This window comes from Streptomyces sp. 8N114, assembly GCF_052245835.1.
Lineage (GTDB): Bacteria > Actinomycetota > Actinomycetes > Streptomycetales > Streptomycetaceae > Streptomyces.
In genome coordinates this window covers 146,619-168,554 of the sequence record NZ_JBQQBT010000001.1, presented here as the reverse complement: position 1 = coordinate 168,554, position 21,936 = coordinate 146,619, and the positions used below count along the sequence as shown (strand labels likewise).

The 21,936-nt window shown below is 69.9% G+C and carries 23 protein-coding genes and 3 tRNA genes; 20 read left to right on the top strand and 6 right to left on the bottom strand.

Going from position 1 to position 21,936, the window contains the following annotated elements; translation table 11 throughout:
• Positions 1-55 precede the first annotated feature (55 nt).
• The 11 genes from ACTWQF_RS00735 to ACTWQF_RS00685 all read left to right on the top strand — a co-directional run bounded on the left by ACTWQF_RS00735 (position 56) and on the right by ACTWQF_RS00685 (position 9,514).
• Positions 56-469 (top strand): DUF742 domain-containing protein, encoded by a 414-nt coding sequence (locus ACTWQF_RS00735; protein WP_443244970.1) that lies wholly within the window; start codon positions 56-58, stop codon positions 467-469.
• Positions 470-518: 49 nt separating this feature from the next.
• Entirely contained in the window at positions 519-1,121 is a 603-nt protein-coding gene (locus ACTWQF_RS00730; protein ID WP_443276043.1) for a GTP-binding protein, read from the top strand.
• Between the two features lie 388 nt (positions 1,122-1,509).
• The gene (locus ACTWQF_RS00725; protein WP_443276042.1) at positions 1,510-4,812 is read left to right on the top strand and encodes a nitrate- and nitrite sensing domain-containing protein; all 3,303 of its coding nucleotides are present in this window, start codon (positions 1,510-1,512) and stop codon (positions 4,810-4,812) included.
• A 10-nt stretch (positions 4,813-4,822) separates the two neighbouring features.
• On the top strand, positions 4,823-5,236 hold the full coding sequence (locus tag ACTWQF_RS00720) for a roadblock/LC7 domain-containing protein (protein ID WP_180289953.1): 414 nt from the start codon (positions 4,823-4,825) through the stop codon (positions 5,234-5,236).
• 94 nt (positions 5,237-5,330) lie between these two features.
• Positions 5,331-6,098 (top strand): DUF742 domain-containing protein, encoded by a 768-nt coding sequence (locus ACTWQF_RS00715; protein ID WP_443276040.1) that lies wholly within the window; start codon positions 5,331-5,333, stop codon positions 6,096-6,098.
• Positions 6,079-6,675 (top strand): GTP-binding protein, encoded by a 597-nt coding sequence (locus ACTWQF_RS00710; protein ID WP_079035522.1) that lies wholly within the window; start codon positions 6,079-6,081, stop codon positions 6,673-6,675. Before ACTWQF_RS00715 ends, ACTWQF_RS00710 begins: the two co-directional genes overlap by 20 nt.
• A 102-nt stretch (positions 6,676-6,777) precedes the next feature.
• A complete protein-coding gene (locus ACTWQF_RS00705) occupies positions 6,778-7,560 on the top strand; it encodes a fumarylacetoacetate hydrolase family protein (protein ID WP_443276038.1) in 783 nt (260 codons plus the stop codon).
• Positions 7,553-9,040 carry a glutamate--tRNA ligase gene (gene gltX, locus ACTWQF_RS00700; RefSeq protein WP_443276036.1) on the top strand — a complete coding sequence of 496 codons (1,488 nt, stop codon included), beginning with the start codon at positions 7,553-7,555 and terminating at the stop codon, positions 9,038-9,040. Before ACTWQF_RS00705 ends, gltX begins: the two co-directional genes overlap by 8 nt.
• A 165-nt stretch (positions 9,041-9,205) precedes the next feature.
• Positions 9,206-9,277, top strand: a tRNA-Gln gene (locus ACTWQF_RS00695).
• Between the two features lie 46 nt (positions 9,278-9,323).
• Positions 9,324-9,396 (top strand) — tRNA-Glu (locus tag ACTWQF_RS00690).
• 45 nt (positions 9,397-9,441) lie between these two features.
• Positions 9,442-9,514: transfer RNA gene (locus tag ACTWQF_RS00685), tRNA-Glu, on the top strand.
• 111 nt (positions 9,515-9,625) lie between these two features.
• Here ACTWQF_RS00685 and ndgR read toward each other — a convergent pair.
• Positions 9,626-10,342: an IclR family transcriptional regulator NdgR gene (gene ndgR / locus ACTWQF_RS00680; RefSeq protein WP_099884559.1), complete on the bottom strand. Its 717-nt coding sequence runs from the start codon at positions 10,340-10,342 to the stop codon at positions 9,626-9,628.
• A 167-nt stretch (positions 10,343-10,509) separates the two neighbouring features.
• Between ndgR and leuC the strand changes: the two genes are divergently transcribed.
• The 4 genes from leuC to ACTWQF_RS00660 all read left to right on the top strand — a co-directional run bounded on the left by leuC (position 10,510) and on the right by ACTWQF_RS00660 (position 13,898).
• Positions 10,510-11,934, top strand: a complete 1,425-nt coding sequence (gene leuC / locus ACTWQF_RS00675; RefSeq protein WP_443276034.1) for a 3-isopropylmalate dehydratase large subunit — start codon at positions 10,510-10,512, stop codon at positions 11,932-11,934.
• 38 nt (positions 11,935-11,972) lie between these two features.
• A complete protein-coding gene (leuD, locus tag ACTWQF_RS00670; protein ID WP_443276032.1) occupies positions 11,973-12,566 on the top strand; it encodes a 3-isopropylmalate dehydratase small subunit in 594 nt (197 codons plus the stop codon).
• Positions 12,567-12,886: 320 nt separating this feature from the next.
• Entirely contained in the window at positions 12,887-13,141 is a 255-nt protein-coding gene (locus ACTWQF_RS00665; protein ID WP_443244961.1) for a hypothetical protein, read from the top strand.
• 124 nt (positions 13,142-13,265) lie between these two features.
• Positions 13,266-13,898, top strand: a complete 633-nt coding sequence (locus ACTWQF_RS00660) for an HU family DNA-binding protein (protein ID WP_443276030.1) — start codon at positions 13,266-13,268, stop codon at positions 13,896-13,898.
• A 268-nt stretch (positions 13,899-14,166) separates the two neighbouring features.
• Here ACTWQF_RS00660 and ACTWQF_RS00655 read toward each other — a convergent pair whose 3' ends face one another.
• Both ACTWQF_RS00655 and cofC read right to left on the bottom strand, forming a co-directional pair.
• Entirely contained in the window at positions 14,167-14,370 is a 204-nt protein-coding gene (locus tag ACTWQF_RS00655) for a hypothetical protein (RefSeq protein ID WP_443276028.1), read from the bottom strand.
• A 9-nt stretch (positions 14,371-14,379) separates the two neighbouring features.
• Entirely contained in the window at positions 14,380-15,051 is a 672-nt protein-coding gene (gene cofC, locus ACTWQF_RS00650; protein WP_443276027.1) for a 2-phospho-L-lactate guanylyltransferase, read from the bottom strand.
• Between the two features lie 249 nt (positions 15,052-15,300).
• On the opposite strand from cofC, the gene ACTWQF_RS00645 reads away from it, so the two are divergent.
• From ACTWQF_RS00645 to ACTWQF_RS00635, 3 genes are all read left to right on the top strand, one after another.
• On the top strand, positions 15,301-16,155 hold the full coding sequence (locus ACTWQF_RS00645) for a lysophospholipid acyltransferase family protein (protein WP_443276025.1): 855 nt from the start codon (positions 15,301-15,303) through the stop codon (positions 16,153-16,155).
• On the top strand, positions 16,152-17,186 hold the full coding sequence (locus ACTWQF_RS00640; protein WP_443276023.1) for an NAD(P)H-dependent glycerol-3-phosphate dehydrogenase: 1,035 nt from the start codon (positions 16,152-16,154) through the stop codon (positions 17,184-17,186). Before ACTWQF_RS00645 ends, ACTWQF_RS00640 begins: the two co-directional genes overlap by 4 nt.
• Positions 17,187-17,301: 115 nt before the next feature.
• Positions 17,302-18,438 (top strand): D-alanine--D-alanine ligase family protein, encoded by a 1,137-nt coding sequence (locus ACTWQF_RS00635; protein ID WP_443276021.1) that lies wholly within the window; start codon positions 17,302-17,304, stop codon positions 18,436-18,438.
• Positions 18,439-18,548: 110 nt separating this feature from the next.
• Here ACTWQF_RS00635 and ACTWQF_RS00630 read toward each other — a convergent pair whose 3' ends face one another.
• Both ACTWQF_RS00630 and ACTWQF_RS00625 read right to left on the bottom strand, forming a co-directional pair.
• A complete protein-coding gene (locus ACTWQF_RS00630) occupies positions 18,549-19,076 on the bottom strand; it encodes a DUF3515 domain-containing protein (RefSeq protein ID WP_443276019.1) in 528 nt (175 codons plus the stop codon).
• A gap of 19 nt (positions 19,077-19,095) precedes the next feature.
• Positions 19,096-19,329 (bottom strand): Lrp/AsnC family transcriptional regulator, encoded by a 234-nt coding sequence (locus ACTWQF_RS00625; RefSeq protein ID WP_019355801.1) that lies wholly within the window; start codon positions 19,327-19,329, stop codon positions 19,096-19,098.
• 248 nt (positions 19,330-19,577) lie between these two features.
• On the opposite strand from ACTWQF_RS00625, the gene ACTWQF_RS00620 reads away from it, so the two are divergent.
• Positions 19,578-20,627, top strand: coding sequence for a thiamine-phosphate kinase (locus ACTWQF_RS00620; RefSeq protein ID WP_443276017.1), 1,050 nt, complete (start codon positions 19,578-19,580; stop codon positions 20,625-20,627).
• Positions 20,628-20,641: 14 nt separating this feature from the next.
• Entirely contained in the window at positions 20,642-21,460 is an 819-nt protein-coding gene (gene thiD, locus ACTWQF_RS00615) for a bifunctional hydroxymethylpyrimidine kinase/phosphomethylpyrimidine kinase (RefSeq protein WP_443276015.1), read from the top strand.
• Positions 21,461-21,569: 109 nt separating this feature from the next.
• Here the strand turns inward: thiD and rpmB are convergent, their stop codons facing one another.
• Positions 21,570-21,755: a 50S ribosomal protein L28 gene (gene rpmB, locus ACTWQF_RS00610; RefSeq protein ID WP_016470082.1), complete on the bottom strand. Its 186-nt coding sequence runs from the start codon at positions 21,753-21,755 to the stop codon at positions 21,570-21,572.
• Positions 21,756-21,936: the final 181 nt, after the last annotated feature.

The window sequence follows — 21,936 nt, the reverse complement described above, 5'->3', positions numbered from 1 at the left end:
CCCCACCTGAGCACCACAGTCCGTTCGCCGACCCCATGCCTCGCTCGGAGGAGCCATGACCCCGCCGCCCGCTTCACACGATCCGTACGGTGTGCACAATTCCCATGCGCCGTACGGCGTCGAGGGCGACCAGCCACTGGTGCGTCCGTACGCCATGACGGGCGGCCGCACCCGGCCGCGCTACCAGCTCGCCATCGAGGCCCTGGTGAGCAGCAACGCGGACCCGATGCAACTGCAGGGGTTGCTGCCGGAGCACCAGCGGATCTGCCACCTGTGCCGGGAGGTCAAATCGGTCGCGGAGATCTCCGCACTGCTCGCCATCCCGCTGGGAGTGGCCCGCATTCTCGTCGCCGACCTCGCCGAGGCCGGGATGGTGGCCATCCACCAGCCGGGCAGCGCCTCGGACCCGGGCGGCGCCCCCGACGTGACGTTGCTGGAAAGGGTGCTCAGTGGACTTCGTAAGCTCTAGCCCGCAGATGGACCCCGCCGGGCGTCAGCCGACCCAGCCGGTGGGGCCGATGGGTTCCATGGGACAGGCCGGCCAGCAGGGCTACGGGACGCCCGCGCCCGGGCGGGCCACCACCTCCGCGAAGATCGTGGTGGCCGGTGGATTCGGCGTGGGCAAGACGACCTTCGTCGGTGCGGTCTCGGAGATCAATCCGCTGCGCACCGAGGCCGTGATGACCTCCGCCTCGGCCGGTATCGACGACCTGACCCACACCGCGGGGAAGACCACCACAACGGTGGCGATGGATTTCGGCCGTATCACCCTCGACGACGATCTGATCCTGTATCTGTTCGGTACGCCGGGTCAGGACCGGTTCTGGTTCATGTGGGACGACCTGGTGCGTGGTGCCATCGGTGCGGTGGTCCTGGTGGACACCCGTCGGCTGGCGGACTGTTTCCCGGCGGTGGACTACTTCGAGAACAGCGGGCTGCCGTTCGTCATCGCCCTCAACGGCTTCGACGGCCACCAGCCCTACTCGCCGGAGGAAGTCCGCGAAGCCCTCCAGATCGGCCCCGACACCCCCATCATCACCACCGACGCCCGGCACCGGGCCGAGGCCAAGAGCGGTCTGATCACCCTGGTGGAACACGCGCTGCTGGCCCGCCTCAAGTAGCGCGGCCGAACGTTCCCACCAGCGGCGGCGCAGCCGCTCCGACGGCCGCTGCGCACCGTGGGACCCCGTCCCGGGGAGGCTGTGTTTTTCGCCATGCCCGGGAATCATGACGGCCTCACGTTCATAACGTTTCGACAGAGAATTACGTCCACGTGAACACGCGGGGCGCGCGGAACGTCTCACTCTGCGTACGAATCCCGGGCTATTTGCCGCCGCACGGCCCCAATGCCCGTTTTTCCGTGGACCGGTTTCCTCGTCTTTCCTCGCCCTCCGTAATGCGCCAACTGTTTGGAGGGAGCGGTCGTGACGTGCTGGAATTCCCTGAACTCAGCAGTAGCGCAGGCGCAAGCTGTCAGGGGGCGCCGCGCACCGAGAGGTGAGAAGTCGAGTGAGGCGAACGACCAGGGGTACGTCGGGACCGGCAGGAGAGGGTTCCGAACAACAGGGCTCTGCGGGCTCGAGGGGTAACTTCACCCCTCCGCAGCGTCCTGCCGCGCCGCGTGGCCCGCATGCCTCGGCCCTCCAGCCGCCGCCGCCCGCGTCCGGCAGTGGCAGCCGGTGGTCGGCGCGCAACTGGCGCGTCCCCACCCGGCTGAACGCAATCCTGCTCATACCCGTGCTCGTCGCCCTCGTCTTCGGCGGCTTCAAGGTCGAATCCGACGTCTCCGCCTGGCAGGACGCCAAGGAAGCCCAGCGTACGGCCGAACTGGTCGAGGCGGCAGCCAATTACGGCAACGCCCTCATCGACGAGCGCGACCGCACTGCCGAGCCGCTCCTCAAGGGGCAGAAGAACGACCCCGCGGTCCGGAAGGCCCGCGTCGCGACCGACCGGGCCGCCAGGGAGTTCAAGAGCGCCGCCTCCCATCTTCCGGACAACCCGGGCCTCAAGCGCCGGCTCGCCGCGTTCGAGAAGGTCGAGCCCCGGCTGCCGGTGCTGCGCGAGTCCGCGTACACCAAGGACTTGCCCGGCGTGAAGACCGAAGAGGGTTACGTCACCATCCAGCACCCGCTGATGGAGTTCGCCAACGAGCTCGGGCTGGGCACCGGGAACGTCACCTCCTACGGCCGTACCGTCTACGCCATCTCGCTGGCCAAGGCCGCCGAGTCCCTCCAGCGGTCGCTGGGCACCCATCTGATGGTGAAGCCCGGGCCGTCCCGCAAGGACAAGGAGGCCCAGCGCACCGCGCTGGCCTCGTACCACTACCTGGAGCGCATCGCACTGGGCGAGTACAGCTCCGGCGGGCGCCCCGCGGATGTGCGGCTGCTCAAGGACGAGACCGCCAAGGCCGAGGCCGCGGGCCGCAAGCAGGCCCAGGCGGCCAAGGAGGCCGCGGCGGCGAAGGGCCGTAAGTTCGTCCCTCCGCCCTCCGTGGACAAGATGGTGACGGCCATCGGCTCCGGCGCCGGGCCCCGTGAGCTGCGGGCCAAGGGCATCACCACCGAGACCTATTTCGCCACCTCCACCGGTGCCTTCGACGCCTACCGGGCCGTCGAGTCGAAGCTGACGCGGAACGCGGTCGAGGAGACCGAGCGGATCGCCTCCGACGCCCGTAGGAACGCGCTGGTGAACTCGGCGATCGTGCTGGTCGCCCTGCTGCTGGCGTTCGTCATCGCCGGCCGGATGGCCCGCTCGATGAGCCGCAGCATGCGCTCGCTTCGCACCGCCGCCTTCGACGTGGCCCAGCAGCGGCTGCCGATGCTGGTCGACCAGCTCTCGCGGACCGAGCCGGGCCGCGTGGACACCCGCGTCCAGCCCATCCCGATCACCAGCAGTGACGAGATCGGCGAGGTTGCCCGCGCCTTCGACCAGGTGCACCGCGAGGCCGTGCGGCTCGCCGCCGAGCAGGCGCTGCTGCGCGGGAACGTCAACGCGATCTTCACCAACCTCTCCCGCCGCAACCAGGGCCTCATCGAGCGCCAGCTGGAGCTGGTGACGGAGATGGAGAACAGCGAGGCGGATCCGGACCAGCTGGAGAAGCTGTTCCGGATGGACCACCTGGCCACCCGGATGCGCCGCAACGGCGAGAATCTGCTGGTCCTCGCCGGCGAGGAGCCGGGCCGCCGGTGGACGGAACCGGTGCCGCTCGTCGACATCCTGCGCGCCGCCTCCTCCGAGGTGGAGCACTACGCGCGTATCGAGGTCAGCGGCATCCCCGAGACGGAGATCCACGGGCAGGTCGTCAACGACCTGGTCCACCTGCTCGCCGAGCTGCTGGAGAACGCGGCGTCGTTCTCCTCGCCGCAGAGCAAGGTGCGGGTCACCGCGACCCGGCTGCCGGACGGCCGGATGATGATCGAGATCCATGACAAGGGCATAGGTCTGACCGCCGAGGACTTCGCGGACATCAACCACAAGCTGGCCAACCCGCCGACGGTGGACGTCGCCGTCTCCCAGCGCATGGGCCTGTTCGTGGTGGGCCGCCTCGCCGACCGGCACGGCATCCGCGTCCAGCTGCGCCCCTCCGGCGAGCAGGCGGGCACCACCTCGCTGGTGATGCTGCCGGACGCCATCACGCACGGCGGGGGAGGGGAGGAGGACTCCTCCGAGGAGGACTTCACCGTCTCCCGTATCGTCCCCGAACAGCCCCGCGAGCCGAACGCGTTGGATTCCCGCTCGGCCGCCGAGCTGGGCTTCGACGACTCGCGCTACGGCTCCGGCGACCAGTCCCTGACCCTCGGCTCCGTCAGCCGCTCCCGGTTCCGCGAGGAGCGCCGCGCGGCGCTGGAGGCGCCGCAGTCCCAGCAAGCGCAGCTGCAACAACACCAACCCCAGCAGGCCGAGCCGCCACAGCCCCCTCAGGAGCCACGGCAGGACGCCTACCCGCAGGGGCAACAGCCGTACGACACCGCGCAGGGACAGCCGTACGACGCGTATGCGCAAGGCGACCCGTACCAGCAGCCCGGCGACCAGTACCAGCAGCCGGCCCACCCGTACCAGCAGGGATACGAGGGGTACGAGCAGACCGGTGAGATCGCCGCGCAGCAGTACACCGGCGGCTACGACGCGGGATACGACCAGGGCTACGGACAGTCCTACGGCGGTTCCTCAACACAGCAGCCCCACGAGACCTCCACGCCCGGCACCGGGGAGTACGAGCAGCAGCGGCTGCAGCCCCAACGGCCAGCGCACGAGGGCCAGTACACGTCGCAGCAGCCGGAAGCGGAATCTTCTTCTGGCGTTCCCCACCGGGACGCTGAGCGTGTAGGTTTCGACCGTCCGGATTCCCTCCCGAACAGCCGTCGCACCACGACCGAAGCGGGCCTCCCGCGACGTGACCCGGGGCGACAGCAGCAGGACGGGGAGCCGGAAGCGCAGCACCAGGACCGCGCGCAGGGTTGGGAAGCCCCGGCCGAGGAGTCCGCGGGGCAGCCGTCGCAGGAGGAAACCGGAACCCACCGGTGGAGCGAGAACGACGAACGCTGGAACAGGGCGGGTCAGTTGCGTGCCCCGCAGTCCGGCGGTGTCACCTCGTCCGGACTGCCGCGCCGGGTGCCCAAGGCCAATCTGGTCGCGGGTGCCGCGGAAGACAGCCGGCAGGGCGGCCCCTCGGTCTCGCGCGCGCCCGAGGACGTGCGCGGGAGACTGAGCAACCTGCACCGCGGCGTCCGCCAGGGGCGCACGGCGGGCGACGGCAACCAGAATGACCGACAGGGCTTCGGCCCCGGCAGCACCTACGATCAGGAGCGTTAGTGTGAGCCCGATGAGCCAGGCGGCGCAGAACCTGAACTGGTTGATCACCAACTTCGTGGAGAACACCCCCGGGGTGTCCCACACGGTGGTGGTCTCCGCCGACGGACTCCTGCTCGCGATGTCCGAGGGCTTCCCGCGCGACCGCGCCGACCAGCTGGCGGCAGTCGCTTCGGGGCTCACCTCGCTGACCGCGGGCGCGTCCCGGATCTTCGAGGGCGGTGGGGTCAACCAGACGGTTGTGGAGATGGAGAGGGGATTCCTCTTCATCATGTCCATCTCCGACGGCTCCTCGCTGGCCGTCCTGGCCCACCCCGAGGCCGACATCGGCCTGGTGGGATACGAGATGGCGTTGCTGGTCGACCGTGCCGGAGGGGTCCTCACCCCGGATCTGCGAGCGGAACTTCAGGGCAGTCTTCTCAACTAGGGCACAACTGTCCCGTGGCAGTGCGCAACGCGGCCGGGCGCCATAAGGTGCCGTGAGCGCAACGGCCGTATGTCCGTGAGTCGGAGGAGGAAACGTGGCAACGCCCCCAGGAGGTCCGTCGTCGTACGGCAATGGTCGTCCCGATCAGCCGCAGGACGGTCAGTCCGTCGCGGCCCAGGGTGGGGACGCGCCGTTCCTGAACCGTTTCAACTTCCCTTCGGCACCGAGCGAGCACGTCCAGCGGCCGACCGGTCAGTACCCGCAGCAGCCCGGTCAGCCACAGCACGGCCGGCAGCCGCAGCAGCCCGGCCGGCCGCAGCACGGCGCGCCGCAGCAGCACGGAGGACAGCCGCCGCGCCAGCCGCAGCACGGAGGGCAGCCGCAGCACGGCGCGCCGCCCCCGCAGCGGCAGCCGCAACACCAGCAGAACCCACAGACCCGTATCCAGCCGGTGCAGCCCGCGCCCGGTGACAGGTCGGCCGGCACCCAGCGCGCCGCCGACCAGCCCCCGCCGCCGCAGCAGCCGCTGGTGCGTCCGTACGCGATGACGGGTGGCCGGACCCGTCCCCGCTACCAGCTCGCCATCGAGGCGCTGGTGCACACCACGGCGGAGACCTCTCAGCTCCAGGGCCAGCTCCCGGAGCACCAGCGAATCTGCCGCCTGTGCTACGAGATCAAGTCGGTCGCCGAGATCTCGGCACTCCTGACCATCCCGCTCGGCGTCGCCCGGATCCTCGTCGCCGACCTGGCCGAGGCCGGACTCGTCGCCATCCACCAGCCGGGCGGTGACGAGACCACCGCCGACGGTCAACCAGACGTGACACTGCTCGAAAGGGTGCTCAGTGGACTTCGGAAGCTCTAGCGCCGGGCCCGTCGGGGGTACGACAGCCCGTTCGACGACCTCCGCGAAGATCGTGGTGGCCGGCGGATTCGGCGTGGGCAAGACGACCTTCGTCGGTGCGGTCTCGGAGATCAACCCGCTGCGCACCGAGGCCGTGATGACCTCCGCCTCGGCCGGTATCGACGACCTGACCCACACCGCGGACAAGACCACCACCACGGTGGCCATGGACTTCGGCCGTATCACCCTGGACCAGGACCTGATCCTGTACCTGTTCGGTACGCCGGGTCAGGACCGGTTCTGGTTCATGTGGGACGACCTGGTGCGTGGTGCCATCGGTGCGGTGGTCCTGGTGGACACCCGCCGGCTGGCGGACTGCTTCCCGGCGGTGGACTACTTCGAGAACAGCGGGCTGCCGTTCGTCATCGCCCTCAACGGCTTCGACGGCCACCAGCCCTACTCGCCCGAAGAGGTCCGCGAAGCCCTCCAGATCGGCCCGGACGCCCCGATCATCACCACGGACGCCCGGCACCGCGCGGACGCCAAGAGCGCGCTGATCACTCTGGTGGAACACGCGTTGATGGCGCGGCTGCGGTAACGGCCGGGGGCGGGGCAGGGCACGAACAACCCCGCCCCGCCCGCGACACCCCGTGGAATACGCTGGGGTCCCAGCCATTGGAACCGGCACCGAAGGACCCCCGTGCGCATCGCAAGATTCTCCCTGGACGGAACCGTAGGTTTCGGCGTCGTCGAGGGCGAGCCCTCAACCCCCGAGGGCCCCGTCCTCGACATCATCAAGGGCCACCCTTTCGCAGAGTTCGAGCGCACGGGCCAGAAGCTCCCCATGAGCAAGGTCCGCATCCTGCCGCCCACCCTCCCCAACAAGGTGGTGGCGATCGGCAGGAACTACGCCGAGCACGCCAAGGAGCTCGGCAACGAGGTCCCCGAGACCCCGGTCACCTTCCTCAAGCCGTCCACCTCGGTGATCGGCCCGAACGACCCGATCGGCTACCCGTCCTTCTCCAACGAGCTGCACCACGAGGCGGAGCTGGCCGTGGTCATCGGCCGGCTGTGCAAGGACGTGCCGCGCGAGCGCGCCAAGGACGTCATCCTCGGCTACACCTGCGCCAACGACATCACCGCGCGTGATGTGCAGCGTACGGAGAAGCAGTGGGCCCGCGCCAAGGGCTTCGACGGCTCCTGCCCGCTCGGCCCCTGGACGGAGACCGAGCTGGACCCGGCGGACCTCGGCATCATGTGCACGGTCAACGGCGAGCAGCGCCAGCTGGGCCGTACCAGCGACATGATCCGGCCCATCGAGGACCTGATCGTCCACATCACCGAGGCCATGACCCTGCTGCCCGGTGACGTCATCCTCACCGGCACCCCCGCGGGCGTCGGCCCCCTGAACGTCGGCGACGAGGTCGCCGTCACCATCGAAGGAATCGGCACTCTCACCAATAAGGTGATCAAGCGTGACTAACGCGACCGCGGGCCCGGACGTCCGCGTACGTTTCTGTCCCTCCCCGACCGGTAACCCCCACGTGGGTCTGGTCCGTACCGCCCTGTTCAACTGGGCGTACGCCCGGCACACCGGCGGCACCCTGGTCTTCCGCATCGAGGACACCGACGCGGCGCGCGACTCGGAGGAGTCGTACGAACAGCTGCTGGACTCGATGCGCTGGCTGGGCCTCGACTGGGACGAGGGCCCAGAGGTGGACGGCCCGCACGGCCCCTACCGGCAGTCCCAGCGGATGGACATCTACGCGGACGTCGCGCGCAAGCTGCTGGACGGCGGCTACGCCTACCCCTGCTACTGCACGGCCGAAGAGCTGGAGCAGCGGCGCGAGCAGGCCCGCAAGGAGGGCCGCCCGTCCGGCTACGACGGCCGCTGCCGCGAGCTGACCGGTGAGCAGATCGCCGCCTACGAGGCCGAGGGCCGCAGCCACGTCGTCCGCTTCCGGATGCCGGACGAGCCGATCACCTTCACCGACCTGGTCCGCGGCGAGATCACCTTCCAGCCGGAGAACGTCACCGACTACGGCATCCTGCGCACCAACGGCGCCCCGCTGTACACGCTGGTCAACCCGGTGGACGACGCGCTGATGGACATCACGCACGTGCTGCGCGGCGAGGACCTGCTCTCCTCCACCCCGCGTCAGATCGCCCTCTACAAGGCGCTGACGGAGCTGGGCATCGCCAAGCGGATCCCGGAGTTCGGCCATCTGCCCTATGTCATGGGCGAGGGCAACAAGAAGCTCTCCAAGCGCGATCCGCAGTCCTCCCTCAACCTCTACCGCGAGCGCGGCTTCCTCCCCGAGGGCCTGCTCAACTACCTTTCCCTGCTCGGCTGGTCCCTCGCCGAGGACCGCGACATCTTCTCCGTCGACGAGATGGTCGCCGCCTTCGACATCCACGAGGTCAACTCCAACCCGGCGCGCTTCGACCTGAAGAAGTGCGAGGCCATCAACGCCACGCACCTGCGGGAGATGCCGCTGAAGGACTTCGTCGCCGCCTGCGAGCCGTGGCTGAAGGCCCCCCACGCCCCTTGGGACGAGGCGAACTTCTCCCAGCAGGCGTTCGAGGAGCTGGCCCCGCTGGCCCAGACCCGGCTCACCGTCCTCTCGGACATCACCGACAACGTGGACTTCCTCTTCCTGAACCGGCCCGTGGAGGACGAGAAGTCCTGGCAGAAGGCGATGAAGGAGGGTTCGGAGGCCCTCCTCCGTACGGCCCGCGGCAAGCTGGAGACCGCCGACTGGACCTCCCCGGACGCCCTCAAGGAGGCGGTCCTTGCGGCCGGCGAGGAGCACGGCCTCAAGCTGGGCAAGGCCCAGGCCCCGGTCCGCGTCGCCGTCACCGGCCGTACCGTCGGCCTGCCCCTCTTCGAGTCCCTCCAGGTCCTCGGCAAGGACCGCACCCTTGAGCGCATCGACGCGGCCCTGGCCAAGCTCGGTTCGTAGCCGCCGAGGTGGGGACGGTGCCCCGGAACGGGGCCCCTGGAACTCGTTTTGGAGCACCGTCCGCCATCGGGTAATGTTCTTCCTGTCGCCGAACGGGGCGGGCCGCAAAGGCCGGAACCGGAGGCGGTCAGCCAAACAAAATCCCCACCGGGGGTTGCGTTTCGGTGGGCTATGGTGTAATTGGCAGCACGACTGATTCTGGTTCAGTTAGTCTAGGTTCGAGTCCTGGTAGCCCAGCAAGATCCGCATTGTGTTCAGCAGTGTTCACGTTCTGCGAGATCGAGCCCCCGTTGTGTAGCGGCCTAGCACGCCGCCCTCTCAAGGCGGTAGCGCCGGTTCGAATCCGGTCGGGGGTACGGATTCCGTCCAGGCCGACAGGCCGAGGCCGGGATCGCAGATGGGCCCCCGTTGTGTAGCGGCCTAGCACGCCGCCCTCTCAAGGCGGTAGCGCCGGTTCGAATCCGGTCGGGGGTACTCGATCAGAAGGCCCCGCACCTCACGGTGCGGGGCCTTCGTCGTGCTCGCACCCGGGGGCGGACGCGGGGCCCCTCACGGGTCCGGTGTCCGCCCCGGAGGGCGAGGTTCTCAGCCGGGCCTGCGGAGCGACTCGCTGAGTCGGGCAGCGGCGTCGACGATGGCCTGGGCGTGCATCCGGCCGGGGTGGCGGGTCAGACGCTCGATGGGGCCTGAGACGGAGACGGCGGCCACCACGCGGTTGGAAGGGCCCCGCACGGGCGCCGAGACGGACGCGACGCCCGGCTCGCGCTCGCCGATCGACTGGGCCCAGCCCCGGCGTCGTACGCCGGAGAGCGCGGTGGCGGTGAACCGGGCGCCCTGGAGGCCGCGGTGCAGCCGCTCGGGCTCCTCCCAGGCCATCAGGATCTGTGCGGCGGAGCCCGCCTTCATGGGCAGCGTCGAACCGACCGGCACGGTGTCGCGCAGGCCGGAGAGGCGTTCGGCAGCGGCGACACAGATGCGCATGTCGCCTTGGCGCCGGTAGAGCTGGGCGCTCTCGCCGGTCACATCGCGTAGGTGGGTGAGTACCGGGCCCGCCGCCGCGAGCAGCCGGTCCTCGCCCGCCGCAGCGGCGAGCTCGCCCAGCCGCGGGCCGAGGATGAATCGGCCCTGCATGTCGCGGGCCACCATGCGGTGGTGCTCGAGAGCCACCGCGAGCCGGTGCGCCGTGGGGCGCGCGAGACCGGTCGCTGAGACCAGCCCGGCGAGGGTGGCCGGACCGGACTCCAGAGCGCTCAGTACCAGAGCTGCCTTGTCGAGAACGCCGACGCCGCTAGAGTTGTCCATGCGTCGATACTCACGTCTCAGAGTGTGAAACGCAAGTTCAATTTTCCCAGCGACCCGCCAACCTTGAGAGACGGCCGCCACTTTTTTGGGGGTCTCCCCGGCCGAAGGCTGGGGGAGGAACTGGTCTCGACATGTGGGCGGCGACGCTGCCGGCCGAAGGGAAAGCGATGGGACGCACACTCGCGGAGAAAGTCTGGGACGACCATGTCGTCAGGCGCGCGGAAGGCGAGCCGGACCTTCTCTTCATCGATCTGCACCTGCTCCACGAGGTGACCAGCCCGCAGGCGTTCGACGGACTCCGCAAGGCGGGCCGGGCCGTGCGGCGTACGGATCTGACCATCGCGACCGAGGACCACAACACCCCCACCCTCGACATCGACAAGCCGATCGCCGACCCGGTCTCGCGTACCCAGTTGGAGACCCTGCGTAAGAACTGTGCGGATTTCGGAGTGCGGCTGCACCCGCTGGGCGACGTCGAACAGGGCGTCGTACACGTCGTAGGGCCGCAGCTGGGGCTGACCCAGCCCGGGATGACGGTGGTCTGTGGTGACAGCCACACCTCGACCCACGGTGCGTTCGGTGCGCTGGCCTTCGGGATCGGCACCTCCCAGGTGGAGCACGTGCTCGCCACCCAGACGCTGCCGATGGCGCCGTTCAAGACCATGGCGGTCACCGTGAACGGCGAGCTGCCCGAGGACGTCACCGCCAAGGACCTGATCCTCGCCATCATCACGAAGATCGGCACTGGCGGCGGCCAGGGCTATGTGATCGAGTACCGCGGCGAGGCCATCGAGAAGCTGTCGATGGAAGCGCGGATGACGATCTGCAACATGTCCATCGAGGCGGGCGCCCGGGCCGGGATGATCGCCCCGGACGAGACCACCTTCGCCTACGTCCAGGGCCGCGATCACGCCCCCCAGGGCGCGGACTGGGACGAGGCCGTCGCCTACTGGAAAACGCTGCGCACCGACGAGGACGCGATCTTCGACCACGAGGTCGTCATCGAGGCATCCGAGCTGGCGCCGTTCGTCACCTGGGGCACCAACCCCGGCCAGGGCGCTCCGCTGTCCCACTCGGTGCCCGACCCGGCCTCCTTCGAGGACGCCAGCGCCCGGTACGCGGCCGAGAAGGCCCTGGACTACATGGGGCTGAGTGCGGGTCAGCCGCTGCGCGAGGTCGCCGTCGACACCGTCTTCGTCGGCTCGTGCACCAACGGCCGTATCGAGGACCTGCGTTCGGCCGCCTCGGTGCTCCAGGGCCGCAAGGTTGCCGACACTGTGCGGATGCTGGTCGTCCCCGGTTCCGTACGGGTGGCGCTGCAGGCCGTCGAGGAAGGGCTGGACAAGGTGTTCACGGCTGCGGGCGCCGAGTGGCGGCACGCCGGCTGCTCGATGTGCCTGGGCATGAACCCCGACCAGCTCCAGCCGGGTGAGCGCGCCGCCTCCACCTCGAACCGCAACTTCGAGGGCCGACAGGGCAAGGGCGGCCGTACCCATCTGGTCTCGCCGCAGGTGGCGGCGGCGACGGCGGTACTGGGCCACCTGGCCTCGCCTGCCGACCTGGCGGACGTACGCGAACCGGCTGTTGCCTGACGGGCCGACGGGCCGAGAAAGCTCAAGGGAGACGAGAGATGGAAGCCTTCACCACACACACCGGCCGGGCGGTCCCGCTGCGCCGCAGCAACGTCGACACCGACCAGATCATCCCGGCCCACTGGCTCAAGAAGGTCACCCGCGACGGCTTCGAGGACGGCCTGTTCGAGGCGTGGCGCAAGGACCCCGAGTTCGTGCTCAACCAGCCCGCCTACCAGGGCGGAACGGTGCTGGTCGCAGGCCCCGACTTCGGCACCGGCTCGTCCCGTGAGCACGCCGTCTGGGCGCTCCAGAACTACGGCTTCAAGGCCGTCATCTCCTCGCGGTTCGCCGACATCTTCCGTGGCAACTCGCTCAAGAACGGCCTGCTCACGGTCGTGCTGCCGCAGGAGACCGTGGACGCGCTCTGGCAGCTGACGGAGGCCGACCCGACCTCCGAGGTGACCGTGGACCTCGTGCGGCGCAAGGTCGTGGCGCCCGGCGTCGAGGCCGACTTCGAACTGGACGAGAACGCCCGTTGGCGGCTGCTGGAAGGGCTGGACGACATCAGCCTCACCCTGAAGAACGAGGACGCCATCGCGGACTTCGAGAAGTCCAGGGCCTCCTTCAAACCGCGCACACTTGCCGCCTGAGAGCCCCTCAGAACACCGTTTCACCACCGCGCCCCCGCCGCACCCGGCGGGGGCGCGGTGCTGTGTGCGGCACGTGTGGGCGGTGCGGCTGTATGCGGCACGTATGCGCGCACACGTGCGCTGGCGAATGACGTGAATTAGTCTTGACGACGGCTCCTGTCGCACTAAGGCACAGTGCCGTTCGCGACTCGCCCGCACGACTCGCCGCGAGGTGTCAACAAAGGCTCTGCCCAGCGGAGTTGGTGCGTACACCTCGCACGTCCCCGCCCTACGCTGACCCGCTGGAAGCGACAACTCACCCCAGATGGCACAATCACCGCATGGAACGCGACGGTCAACTGGAGCTCTACGACCGACTCGCCGCCCGATTGAAGGAAGCGCACTCCCGGGTGCGCTCCCCGCAAATTCCGCAGAGTGCACGGGTGCCGCTGGCCCGGAAGCTGCTCGTCATCACCGCGGCTTCCAAACACGATCTCGCCGATGCCGAACGGCGTCTGGAGCGCCTGATGGCCGACGTCGACGAGGGGCGATTCAGCGCGGGGCAAGGGGACGTGTGCGCGGACGGAACTCCGTGACGGGCGAGTTCGTTGCGGCACAAGGGTGATTCGCCCGTTTCGTGTTTGATTTGCGGTATATATCTGCCTAACGTGCGAAAAAGCTGAACACATTCGTTCCGGCAATGTCTCCGAAGGGGAAGACGTGAACAAGGCGCAGCTCGTTGAAGCTATCCAAGATGACCTCGGTGGACGCCAGCAGGCCGCAGATGCGGTCGATGTAGTCCTGGACGCGATCGTTCGTGCGGTCGTCGCCGGTGAGCGTGTTTCGGTCACCGGCTTCGGCTCTTTCGAGAAGGTCGACCGACCGGCCCGTTACGCCCGTAACCCGCAGACCGGCGAGCGGGTGCGGGTGAAGAAGACCTCGGTACCGCGCTTCCGCGCCGGTGCGGGCTTCAAGGACCTGGTGAGCGGGGCGAAGAAGCTCCCCAAGAACGATGTCGCGGTCAAGAAGGCTCCCAAGGGCAGCCTCTCCGGTGGCGCGGCCACCAAGAAGGCCGCGGCCAAGAAGGCGGGTGCCAAGAAGGCCGCACCGGCGAAGAAGACGACGGCGAAGAAGGCTCCGGCGAAGAAGGCCGCACCGGCCAAGAAGACGACGGCCAAGAAGGCCGCACCGGCGAAGAAGGCCGGCGCCAAGAAGACAACCGCCAAGAAGGCCCCTGCCAAGACCACGGCCAAGAAGGCACCGGCGCGCAAGACCACCGCCACGAAGGCGCCCGCGCGGAAGACGGCGGCTCGTAAGACCACCGCCAAGAAGACCACGTCGCGTAGGCGGTAGTCCGCTTCGCGGGTCAGGAGACGAAACGATCCCTCCCAGGTGGCGGCACTGTCGCCGACGGGGGAGGGCCACACGCGGCTCTCACGCCGTAACGCCAGCGCCGGGCCGGGCTCCCTCGGGGGAGCCCGGCCCGCGGCGTTTTTCCTGCGGAGCTTGGCCGTACGTGGTGGTTGCGGCTTCGTTGTTTCATCCCCCAGCCTCCGGCCGGGAGGTACCCCAGGGGAGCAGTTCCCCGCGCCCCTTCGGGGCGCAAGCCGTAGTGGGGGTTTTAGAGGGTTTGCAGCGTCACCAGAGTGATGCGGCGGGCTTCGGCTTCGCCCTCGAGTTCGATGCGGACCCGTTGGCCGGGGCGGAGCAGGCGAAGACCGCCCGCGTCGAAGGCGGGAGCCTCGAAAGGGAGCGGGGTGCCGTCGTCCAGCAGCACGCTGCCGGACCGGGACTTTGGGTCGTAGGTGTACGCCGTGGCCTGCATATCGGAAGCCTAGCGGCCCGGGCCGGGGACGGGTCCGGCGAGCAGCGCCGAGGTGAATTCGCCGACGCCCAGTGCGAGCGCGGCTCGCAGATCCTCGGGCGTGTCCACGTCCTGCCGCACGCTGGGAACTCCCGGTGTCGTCAGTTCCATCGCGCCAGAGGCCCGGTGCCGGGCCCGGGAGGGGCCGCCGAAAGCGGGGGAAAGCTCGGTCCGCGGGAGGGCCGTCAGCACAGTTGTGCCGATTTCCGCAGCGTCGGGAAGAAAAGCCCGGGCAAATCCGGAAGCCGCATTCAGTACCCGCTCCAATTCCGCGGGACGTAGCGCCGGCAGATCCGCGTTCAGGGCCGCGACAGCCGTACCGGGGTCCATGGCGCGTGCCGTCGCGGCTCCGTGTGCGAGCGCCGCGTTCAGTCCGTCGCCAGGCAGGTCGGGCACCGGGCGCGCGCCCAAGGCACGCAGTTCACCGGCGGCCAGCGGATCGTCCGTGACAACCACCACACCGCGCACTGCCGGACAGCCGAGCGCCGCACTGACGGTGTCCTGCGCGAACGCCAGCGCGAGCTCGGGCAGGGGAGGGCCCGCGGCGGCGCCCGCAAGCCGGCTCTTGGCCCGGGAGAGAGGCTTCAGAGGCACCACAAGAGTCCACGTCACGGGCGTCACATGTGGCTTCATCGGCCCCATTCTCGCTGCTCTCCGAACGGGGCGACGGGGACAGGGTTACCGTGTGCCCCACAGTTGAGCACGGACAGTGTGCTCGACAGCGAGGCAGTCCGCGGCGACACTTGTGCGGTTGTCGATTTGCCCCCAGAGGAAGGGCCCCACAAGGAGCCCCCTAAGGAGATGGTGTCCGGGTGTCCCGCCAAACCGTGTCCGCCCCGGGAGCAACCCCAGGACCATCGGCCGAAAAAGCCGAGCCGAAGGGGGCGCGCAATGCCGGGGAGTGACGGTAAACGCAGGAAGATCGGCTTCTGGTACCGCTTTGCGGCGTTCCTGCTGAAACCCCCGCTGATCCTGCTCTTCAAGCGGGACTGGCGCGGAATGGAGCACATTCCGCAGGACGGCGGCTTTATCACCGTCGTCAACCACAACTCGTATCTCGACCCGCTCTCCTACGCCCACTTCCAGTACAACACCGGCCGCGTCCCGCGGTTCCTGGCCAAGGTGGGCCTGTTCAAGGGCGGCTTCCTGGGAGCTGCGATGCGCGGCACCGGGCAGATCCCCGTGTACCGCGAGTCCGCCGACGCGGTGGGCGCCTTCCGGGCCGCCGTGGAGGCCATCGAGAGGGGCGAGTGCGTCGCCTTCTACCCGGAGGGCACCCTCACCCGCGATCCGGAGATGTGGCCGATGGCCGGCAAGACCGGCGCTGCCCGGGTCGCGCTGCTGACCAGGGCGCCCGTCATCCCCGTCGGACAGTGGGGCGCCAACCTCGCGATGCCGCCGTACGCCAAGGAGAAGAAGCTGCGGCTCTTCCCACGCAAGACCCTCACCGTGCAGGCGGGACCGCCGATCGACCTGTCGGCGTTCTACGACAGGGAGCCCACCGCGGAGGTGCTCCGCGAGGTCACCGACGTCATGATGGATGCCGTCACCGAGCAGCTCGCCGTCGTTCGTGGCGAGCCCGCGCCCACCGAGCGGTACGACATGCGCAAGGCGGCGGTCCGCAGGCGTGAGCAGCGGGCCACCCGGGAGAACGCGCCCGGGGTGCGCGAGGTGGACGGACAGCACGAGCCGGCCGGTCGGTCACCGGCCGCGGCCGAGGCCGCAGAGGGAGAGAAGAACGCGTGAGCCTGCAGGACGGGCGGCAGGAGGAACAACGGAGGAAGGCCGCCGTGTTCGGCACCGGCTCCTGGGGCACCGCCTTCGCGATGGTGCTCGCCGACGCCGGGGTGGAGGTCACCCTGTGGGGCCGCCGGGCCGAGGTCGTCGACGCCATCAACACCACGCGCCGCAACCCCGGATACCACCCCGACACCGAACTCCCCGCCGCGGTGCGGGCCACCACCGATCCCGCGGACGCTGCCCGGGACGCGGAGTTCACCGTGCTCTCGGTGCCCTCCCAGACGCTCCGCAGCAACCTGGAGTCCTGGCGGGGGCTGCTGCACCCCGGCACGGTGCTCGTCTCGCTGATGAAGGGCATCGAACTCGGCACCGCCAAGCGGATGAGCGAGGTCATCGAGGAGGTCGCCGGGGTCCCCGCCGAGCGGGTCGCCGTGCTCACCGGGCCCAATCTCGCCCGTGAGATCGCCGCCCGCCAGCCCGCCGCCGCCGTCGCCGCCTGTGTGGACGAGGGGGCGGCACGCGCCCTGCAGAGCGCTTGCCACACCCCGTACTTCCGGCCCTACACCAGCACAGACGTGGTCGGCTGCGAGCTGGGCGGCGCCGTCAAGAACGTCATCGCGCTGGCGGTGGGCATCGCCGACGGGATGGGCCTGGGCGACAACTCCAAGGCGTCGCTGATCACCCGGGGCCTGGCCGAGACCACCCGGCTCGGCCTCGCCATGGGCGCGGAGGCGCACACCTTCGCCGGTCTGGCCGGCATGGGCGACCTGGTGGCCACCTGCTCCTCGCCGCTGTCCCGCAACCACACGTTCGGCACCAACCTCGGCCGGGGCATGACCCTCCAGGAGACGATCGCCGTCACCGAGCAGACCGCGGAGGGCGTCAAGTCCTGCCAGTCCGTGCTGGACCTGGCGCGGCGGCACGGGGTGGAGATGCCCATCACCGAGACCGTCGTGGAGATCGTCCACAAGGGCAAGCCGCCGCATGTGGCGCTCAAGGAGCTGATGTCCCGCAGCGCCAAGCCCGAACGGGCCTGAGCGCACGCCGAGCCCCCCGGCCGGACGCCTGCCGGGGCGGGCCCGCACGGCGTCCGGGCGCCACGGGGGCGTCCGCATCGGCAGCGCGGCTACGACGCGGTAAAGTCCCAGCGATATGAGCAGCCAGAGCCCCGCCCCCAAGCCCCGAGTCGCCGTCGTCTTCGGCGGACGCAACTCAGAGCACCAGATCTCGGTCCTGACGGCCGGCGCGGTGCTCGGCGCCATCGACCGCGACAAGTACGAGGTGCTGCCCATCGGCATCACCGCGGACGGCCGCTGGGCGCTGGCCGCCGACGATCCGGCCCGGATGGCCATCGAGGACCGCAGGCTGCCCACCGTGGAGCAGCTGTCCGAGTCCGACACCGGCGGGGTGCAGCTGCCCGTCTCGCCCGGCAGCCGGGAGGTCGTGCACACCGAGCCCGGGCAGGTGCCCAAGGCGCTGGGCGAGATCGACGTCGTCTTCCCCGTGCTGCACGGCCCGTACGGCGAGGACGGCACCCTGCAGGGGATGCTGGAGCTGGCGGGGGTGCCCTACGTCGGCTCGGGCGTGCTCTCCTCGGCCGTCGGCATGGACAAGGAGTACATGAAGCGGATCTTCACTTCCTTCGGACTGCCGGTCGGCCCGTACGTCACCGTCCGGCCCCGGGAGTGGGAGACCGATCCCGCCGCGGCGCGCAAGAAGATCGTCGACTTCGCCTCCGAGCACGGCTGGCCGGTCTTCATCAAGCCGGCGCGTGCCGGCTCGTCCATGGGCATCACCAAGGTCGACGACCTGGGCGGGCTGGACGAGGCGGTCGAGACCGCCAGGCGGCATGACCCGAAGATCATCGTGGAGTCGCTGCTGCGCGGCCGTGAGATCGAGTGCGGCGTCCTGGAGTTCGAGGACGGCCCGCGCGCCAGCGTGCCCGCCGAGATTCCCCCGGTCAGCAACCACGACTTCTACGACTTCGAGGCCAAGTACATCGACTCGGCCTCCGGTATCGTGCCCGCCCCGCTGACCGACGAGGAGACGGCACAGGTGCGGGAGCTGGCCGTACGCGCCTTCGAGGCAGCCTCCTGCGAGGGGCTGGTGCGGGCCGACTTCTTCCTGTGCGAGAACGGCGAGTTCGTCATCAACGAGATCAACACGATGCCGGGCTTCACGCCCATCTCGATGTACCCGCGCATGTGGCAGGAGACCGGCGTGAGCTACCCCGAACTGGTAGACCGTCTCATCCAGTCCGCCCTCAACCGCCCGACGGGCCTGCGGTAGATACCGGGGGCCCGAGCGCTGGGGGCTGAACTCTTTCCGCCGCAGCGGTGGTGCGCCACGACGAAGCAGGGTCCGGCGGTTTTCGTGACGGCCGCAGCCGACGCGTTCGGTCAGTCCTTCTTCTGCTTCGGAACCGCACGCTTGACCGCGTCGCTCAGCTCCGTGAGCGCTTCGACCTCGGGCTTGTAGTCGCCGGGTACGGTCAACTCCACGTAGGCGACGCGGTCGGTCGTCGTGAAGCGGTACCCGTCGTCCTGCTTCTCCATCAGCCAGGAGACCCGGTTCACCTCCGCCGCGTCGGCGGTGGGGTTGTACTCTTCGTTGCCGGGGGTGAGCTTGGCGGGTTCGGGCACGCCGCAGCGCAGCGCGATGGCCGGGTCTCCCCAGACGGCGGTGTAGTCGGAGACGGGGTCGGCCTCGCCACGTTGCCGGCCGTCGACCCGCTTCGGCAGCGCGTCGTGCAGCGCGCGGCACACCTTCGCGGCCCGGCCGGAAGGGCTGGGTGGGGTGGGACCCGCGTCGCCGGTGAGCGAGCAGCCTCCTGTGACCAGGGAGGCCAGGGCGACCAGTGCGCCCACCGCGGCAGCGGGAACGGTGGAGACGGAACGAGGGGAAGCAGCCCGGCGTCGAATGCTCACCGGGCGAGCATACGGGGGCCTAGAGATGGACGATGGGGCAGGTCAGAGTGCGGGTGATGCCTTCCACCTGCTGGACCTTGGCGACCACCATGCGGCCGAGATCGTCCATGGTCTCGGCGCGGGCGCGCACGATCACATCGTACGGACCCGTTACATCCTCGGCCTGGATCACGCCGGGGATCTTGGAGACGATCTCTGCGACGGTCGAAGCCTTGCCAACTTCGGTCTGAATCAAGACGTACGCCTGTACCACGGAACCTCCACGGGGGCTACGAGGATCATGCGGGGCGAGAGAGAAACGCCACCGTACCGCGTCCCCCCTGCCGCCGGGAGCCCACCGGGCCGCCCTCGTGGCAGCCGGACGGCCGGTACGAACCGGGCGCCGGCAGTCCGCAGGACGGACCACGGCGGATGGACGGCGCACCGGAGCCACGCGCAGCACGCGCGGGCGGACCACGCACGGGAATGCACGATGAGTGAAGTGAGCGAAGGGGCACTGCAATGCGGGATGTGAACGGCGGTACCGCGTCCGAGCCTGCGCAGCCCGCGGCGGAGGCCCCCTACGGCCCCGCGCGCGGGCTGACGAAGGGCACCGTCGGGGAGCTGGGGGAGTTCGGACTCATCCGGGAGCTGACCGCCCGGCTGACCACCACCCCGGCCGTCCGGATCGGCCCCGGGGACGACGCCGCGGTGGTGGCTGCCCCGGACCGGCGGGTTGTCGCCAGCACCGACATCCTCATCGAGGGGCGGCACTTCCGGCGCGACTGGTCGACGGCGTACGACGTGGGCCGCAAGGCCGCGGCGCAGAACCTCGCCGACATCGCCGCCATGGGCGCCGTCCCCACCGCGCTGCTGCTCGGTCTGATCGTCCCCGCGGACCTCCCCGCGAACTGGCCCACCGAGCTGATGGACGGCATCCGGGACGAGGCACAGGTCGCCGCCTCGGCCGTGGTCGGCGGCGATGTGGTGCGCGGCGACAGCATCGCCGTCTCCATCACGGCCCTGGGCGATCTGCGTAACCGGGAGCCGGTCACCCGCTCCGGCGCCGGGGCCGGCGACGTGGTGGCCGTCACCGGGTGGCTGGGCTGGTCGGCCGCCGGGCACGCGGTGCTCTCCCGCGGCTTCCGTTCACCCCGCGCCTTCGTGGAGGCGCACCGCCGTCCCGAGCCGCCGTATCACGCGGGGCCCGCGGCAGCCGGGCTGGGGGCGACCGCGATGACCGACGTCAGCGACGGGCTGGTGGCCGACCTGGGGCACATCGCCGAGGCCAGCAAGGTGCGGATCGACATCCGCTCGGCCGACCTCGACATCCCCGCACAGATGGCGGACATCGGGCAGGCCGTCGGCGTCGACCCGCTCCAGTGGGTGCTGACCGGGGGCGAGGACCACGCCATCGTCGCCACCTTCCCCCGCGACCAGAAGCTCCCGGCGCGCTGGCGCGTCATCGGTGAGGTGCAGGGTGCCTCCGCGCGCCCGCGCGTCACCGTGGACGGTGCGCCCTGGGCGAAGGCGGGCGGCTGGGACCACTTCTCCGACGACGCGGAGCGCTGAGTACCGTCGTCACCATGGACGATGTGAACTCCCGGGTCCGTGTGCCGCCCCGCGTGCTGACCGTCGCCGGGTCCGACTCCGGCGGCGGTGCCGGCATCCAGGCCGACCTGAAGACGATGCTGGCGCTCGGCACCCACGGCATGAGCGTGATCGCCGCCGTCACAGCGCAGAACTCCCTGGGCGTGCAGGGCTGTTGGGAGCTTCCGGTGGAGGCCGTACGCGCGCAGTACCGCAGCGTCGTGGACGACATCGGGGTGCAGGCCGTCAAGACGGGGATGCTCGCCTCGGCGCCGCTCGTGGAGACCGTGGCCGAGCTGCTGGCCGGGACCGGGGCGCCGGTGGTCGTCGATCCTGTGGGGGTCTCCAAGCACGGGGACCCGCTGCTGGCCGCCGACGCCGTGGAGTCGCTGCGCGGCAAGCTGCTGCCGGCCGCCACCGTCGTCACCCCCAACCTGGACGAGGTCGCGCAGCTGACCGGCGTCCGGGTCACCGACGAGACAGGGCTGCGCGAGGCCGCGGCCGCCGTGCTGGCCCATGGGCCGAGCTGGGCACTGATCAAGGGCGGGCACCTGCCCGGCGAAGCCGTCGATCTGCTCACGGACGGCACCGAGGAGCACTGGCTGCGCGCACCCCGCCATGACAACCGGCACACCCACGGAACGGGCTGCACACTCGCCAGTGCACTCGCCTCGTACCTGGCCAAGGGGCTGCCGGTGCCGGAGGCCGCGCGGGCCGCGAAGGAGTACACGACGGGCGCCATAGCGGCGGGCTTCCCGCTGGGAGCCGGCCTGGGGCCCGTGGACCACGGGTGGCGGCTGCGCGGGCGGGGCTGAGCTGCCAGAGCGGGGCCGAGCCGTCAGATACACAAAAACCGGCCCGCACAAGCGGGCCGGTTCTGCGTTCGGCTCTCGGCGTGAGCCGCGCTGCGTTACGTCGAGGACGTCAGCGCGACACCTTGCCGGCCTTGATGCACGAGGTGCAGGCGTTGAGGCGCTTCGGCGTCCCGCCGACCACGGCACGCACGCGCTGGATGTTCGGGTTCCAGCGACGGCGGGTGCGGCGGTGCGAGTGGGAGATGTTGTTGCCGAACTCCGGCCCCTTGCCGCAGACGTCGCAGTTCGCAGCCACGGGTCACTCCAAAGACTTCAGATGCACGTACGGTGAATCCCGGCGACGCAGGACCAGATGACCGGCTGTGCCAGGGGGATCGTCACCTACCGGACCGAAACATCCGGATCAGGCAACCGGAGCAGCATACAACGGACGGTCTCGAACAGCGAAACCAAGGCCCTGGTTCCGGCCCCGACCT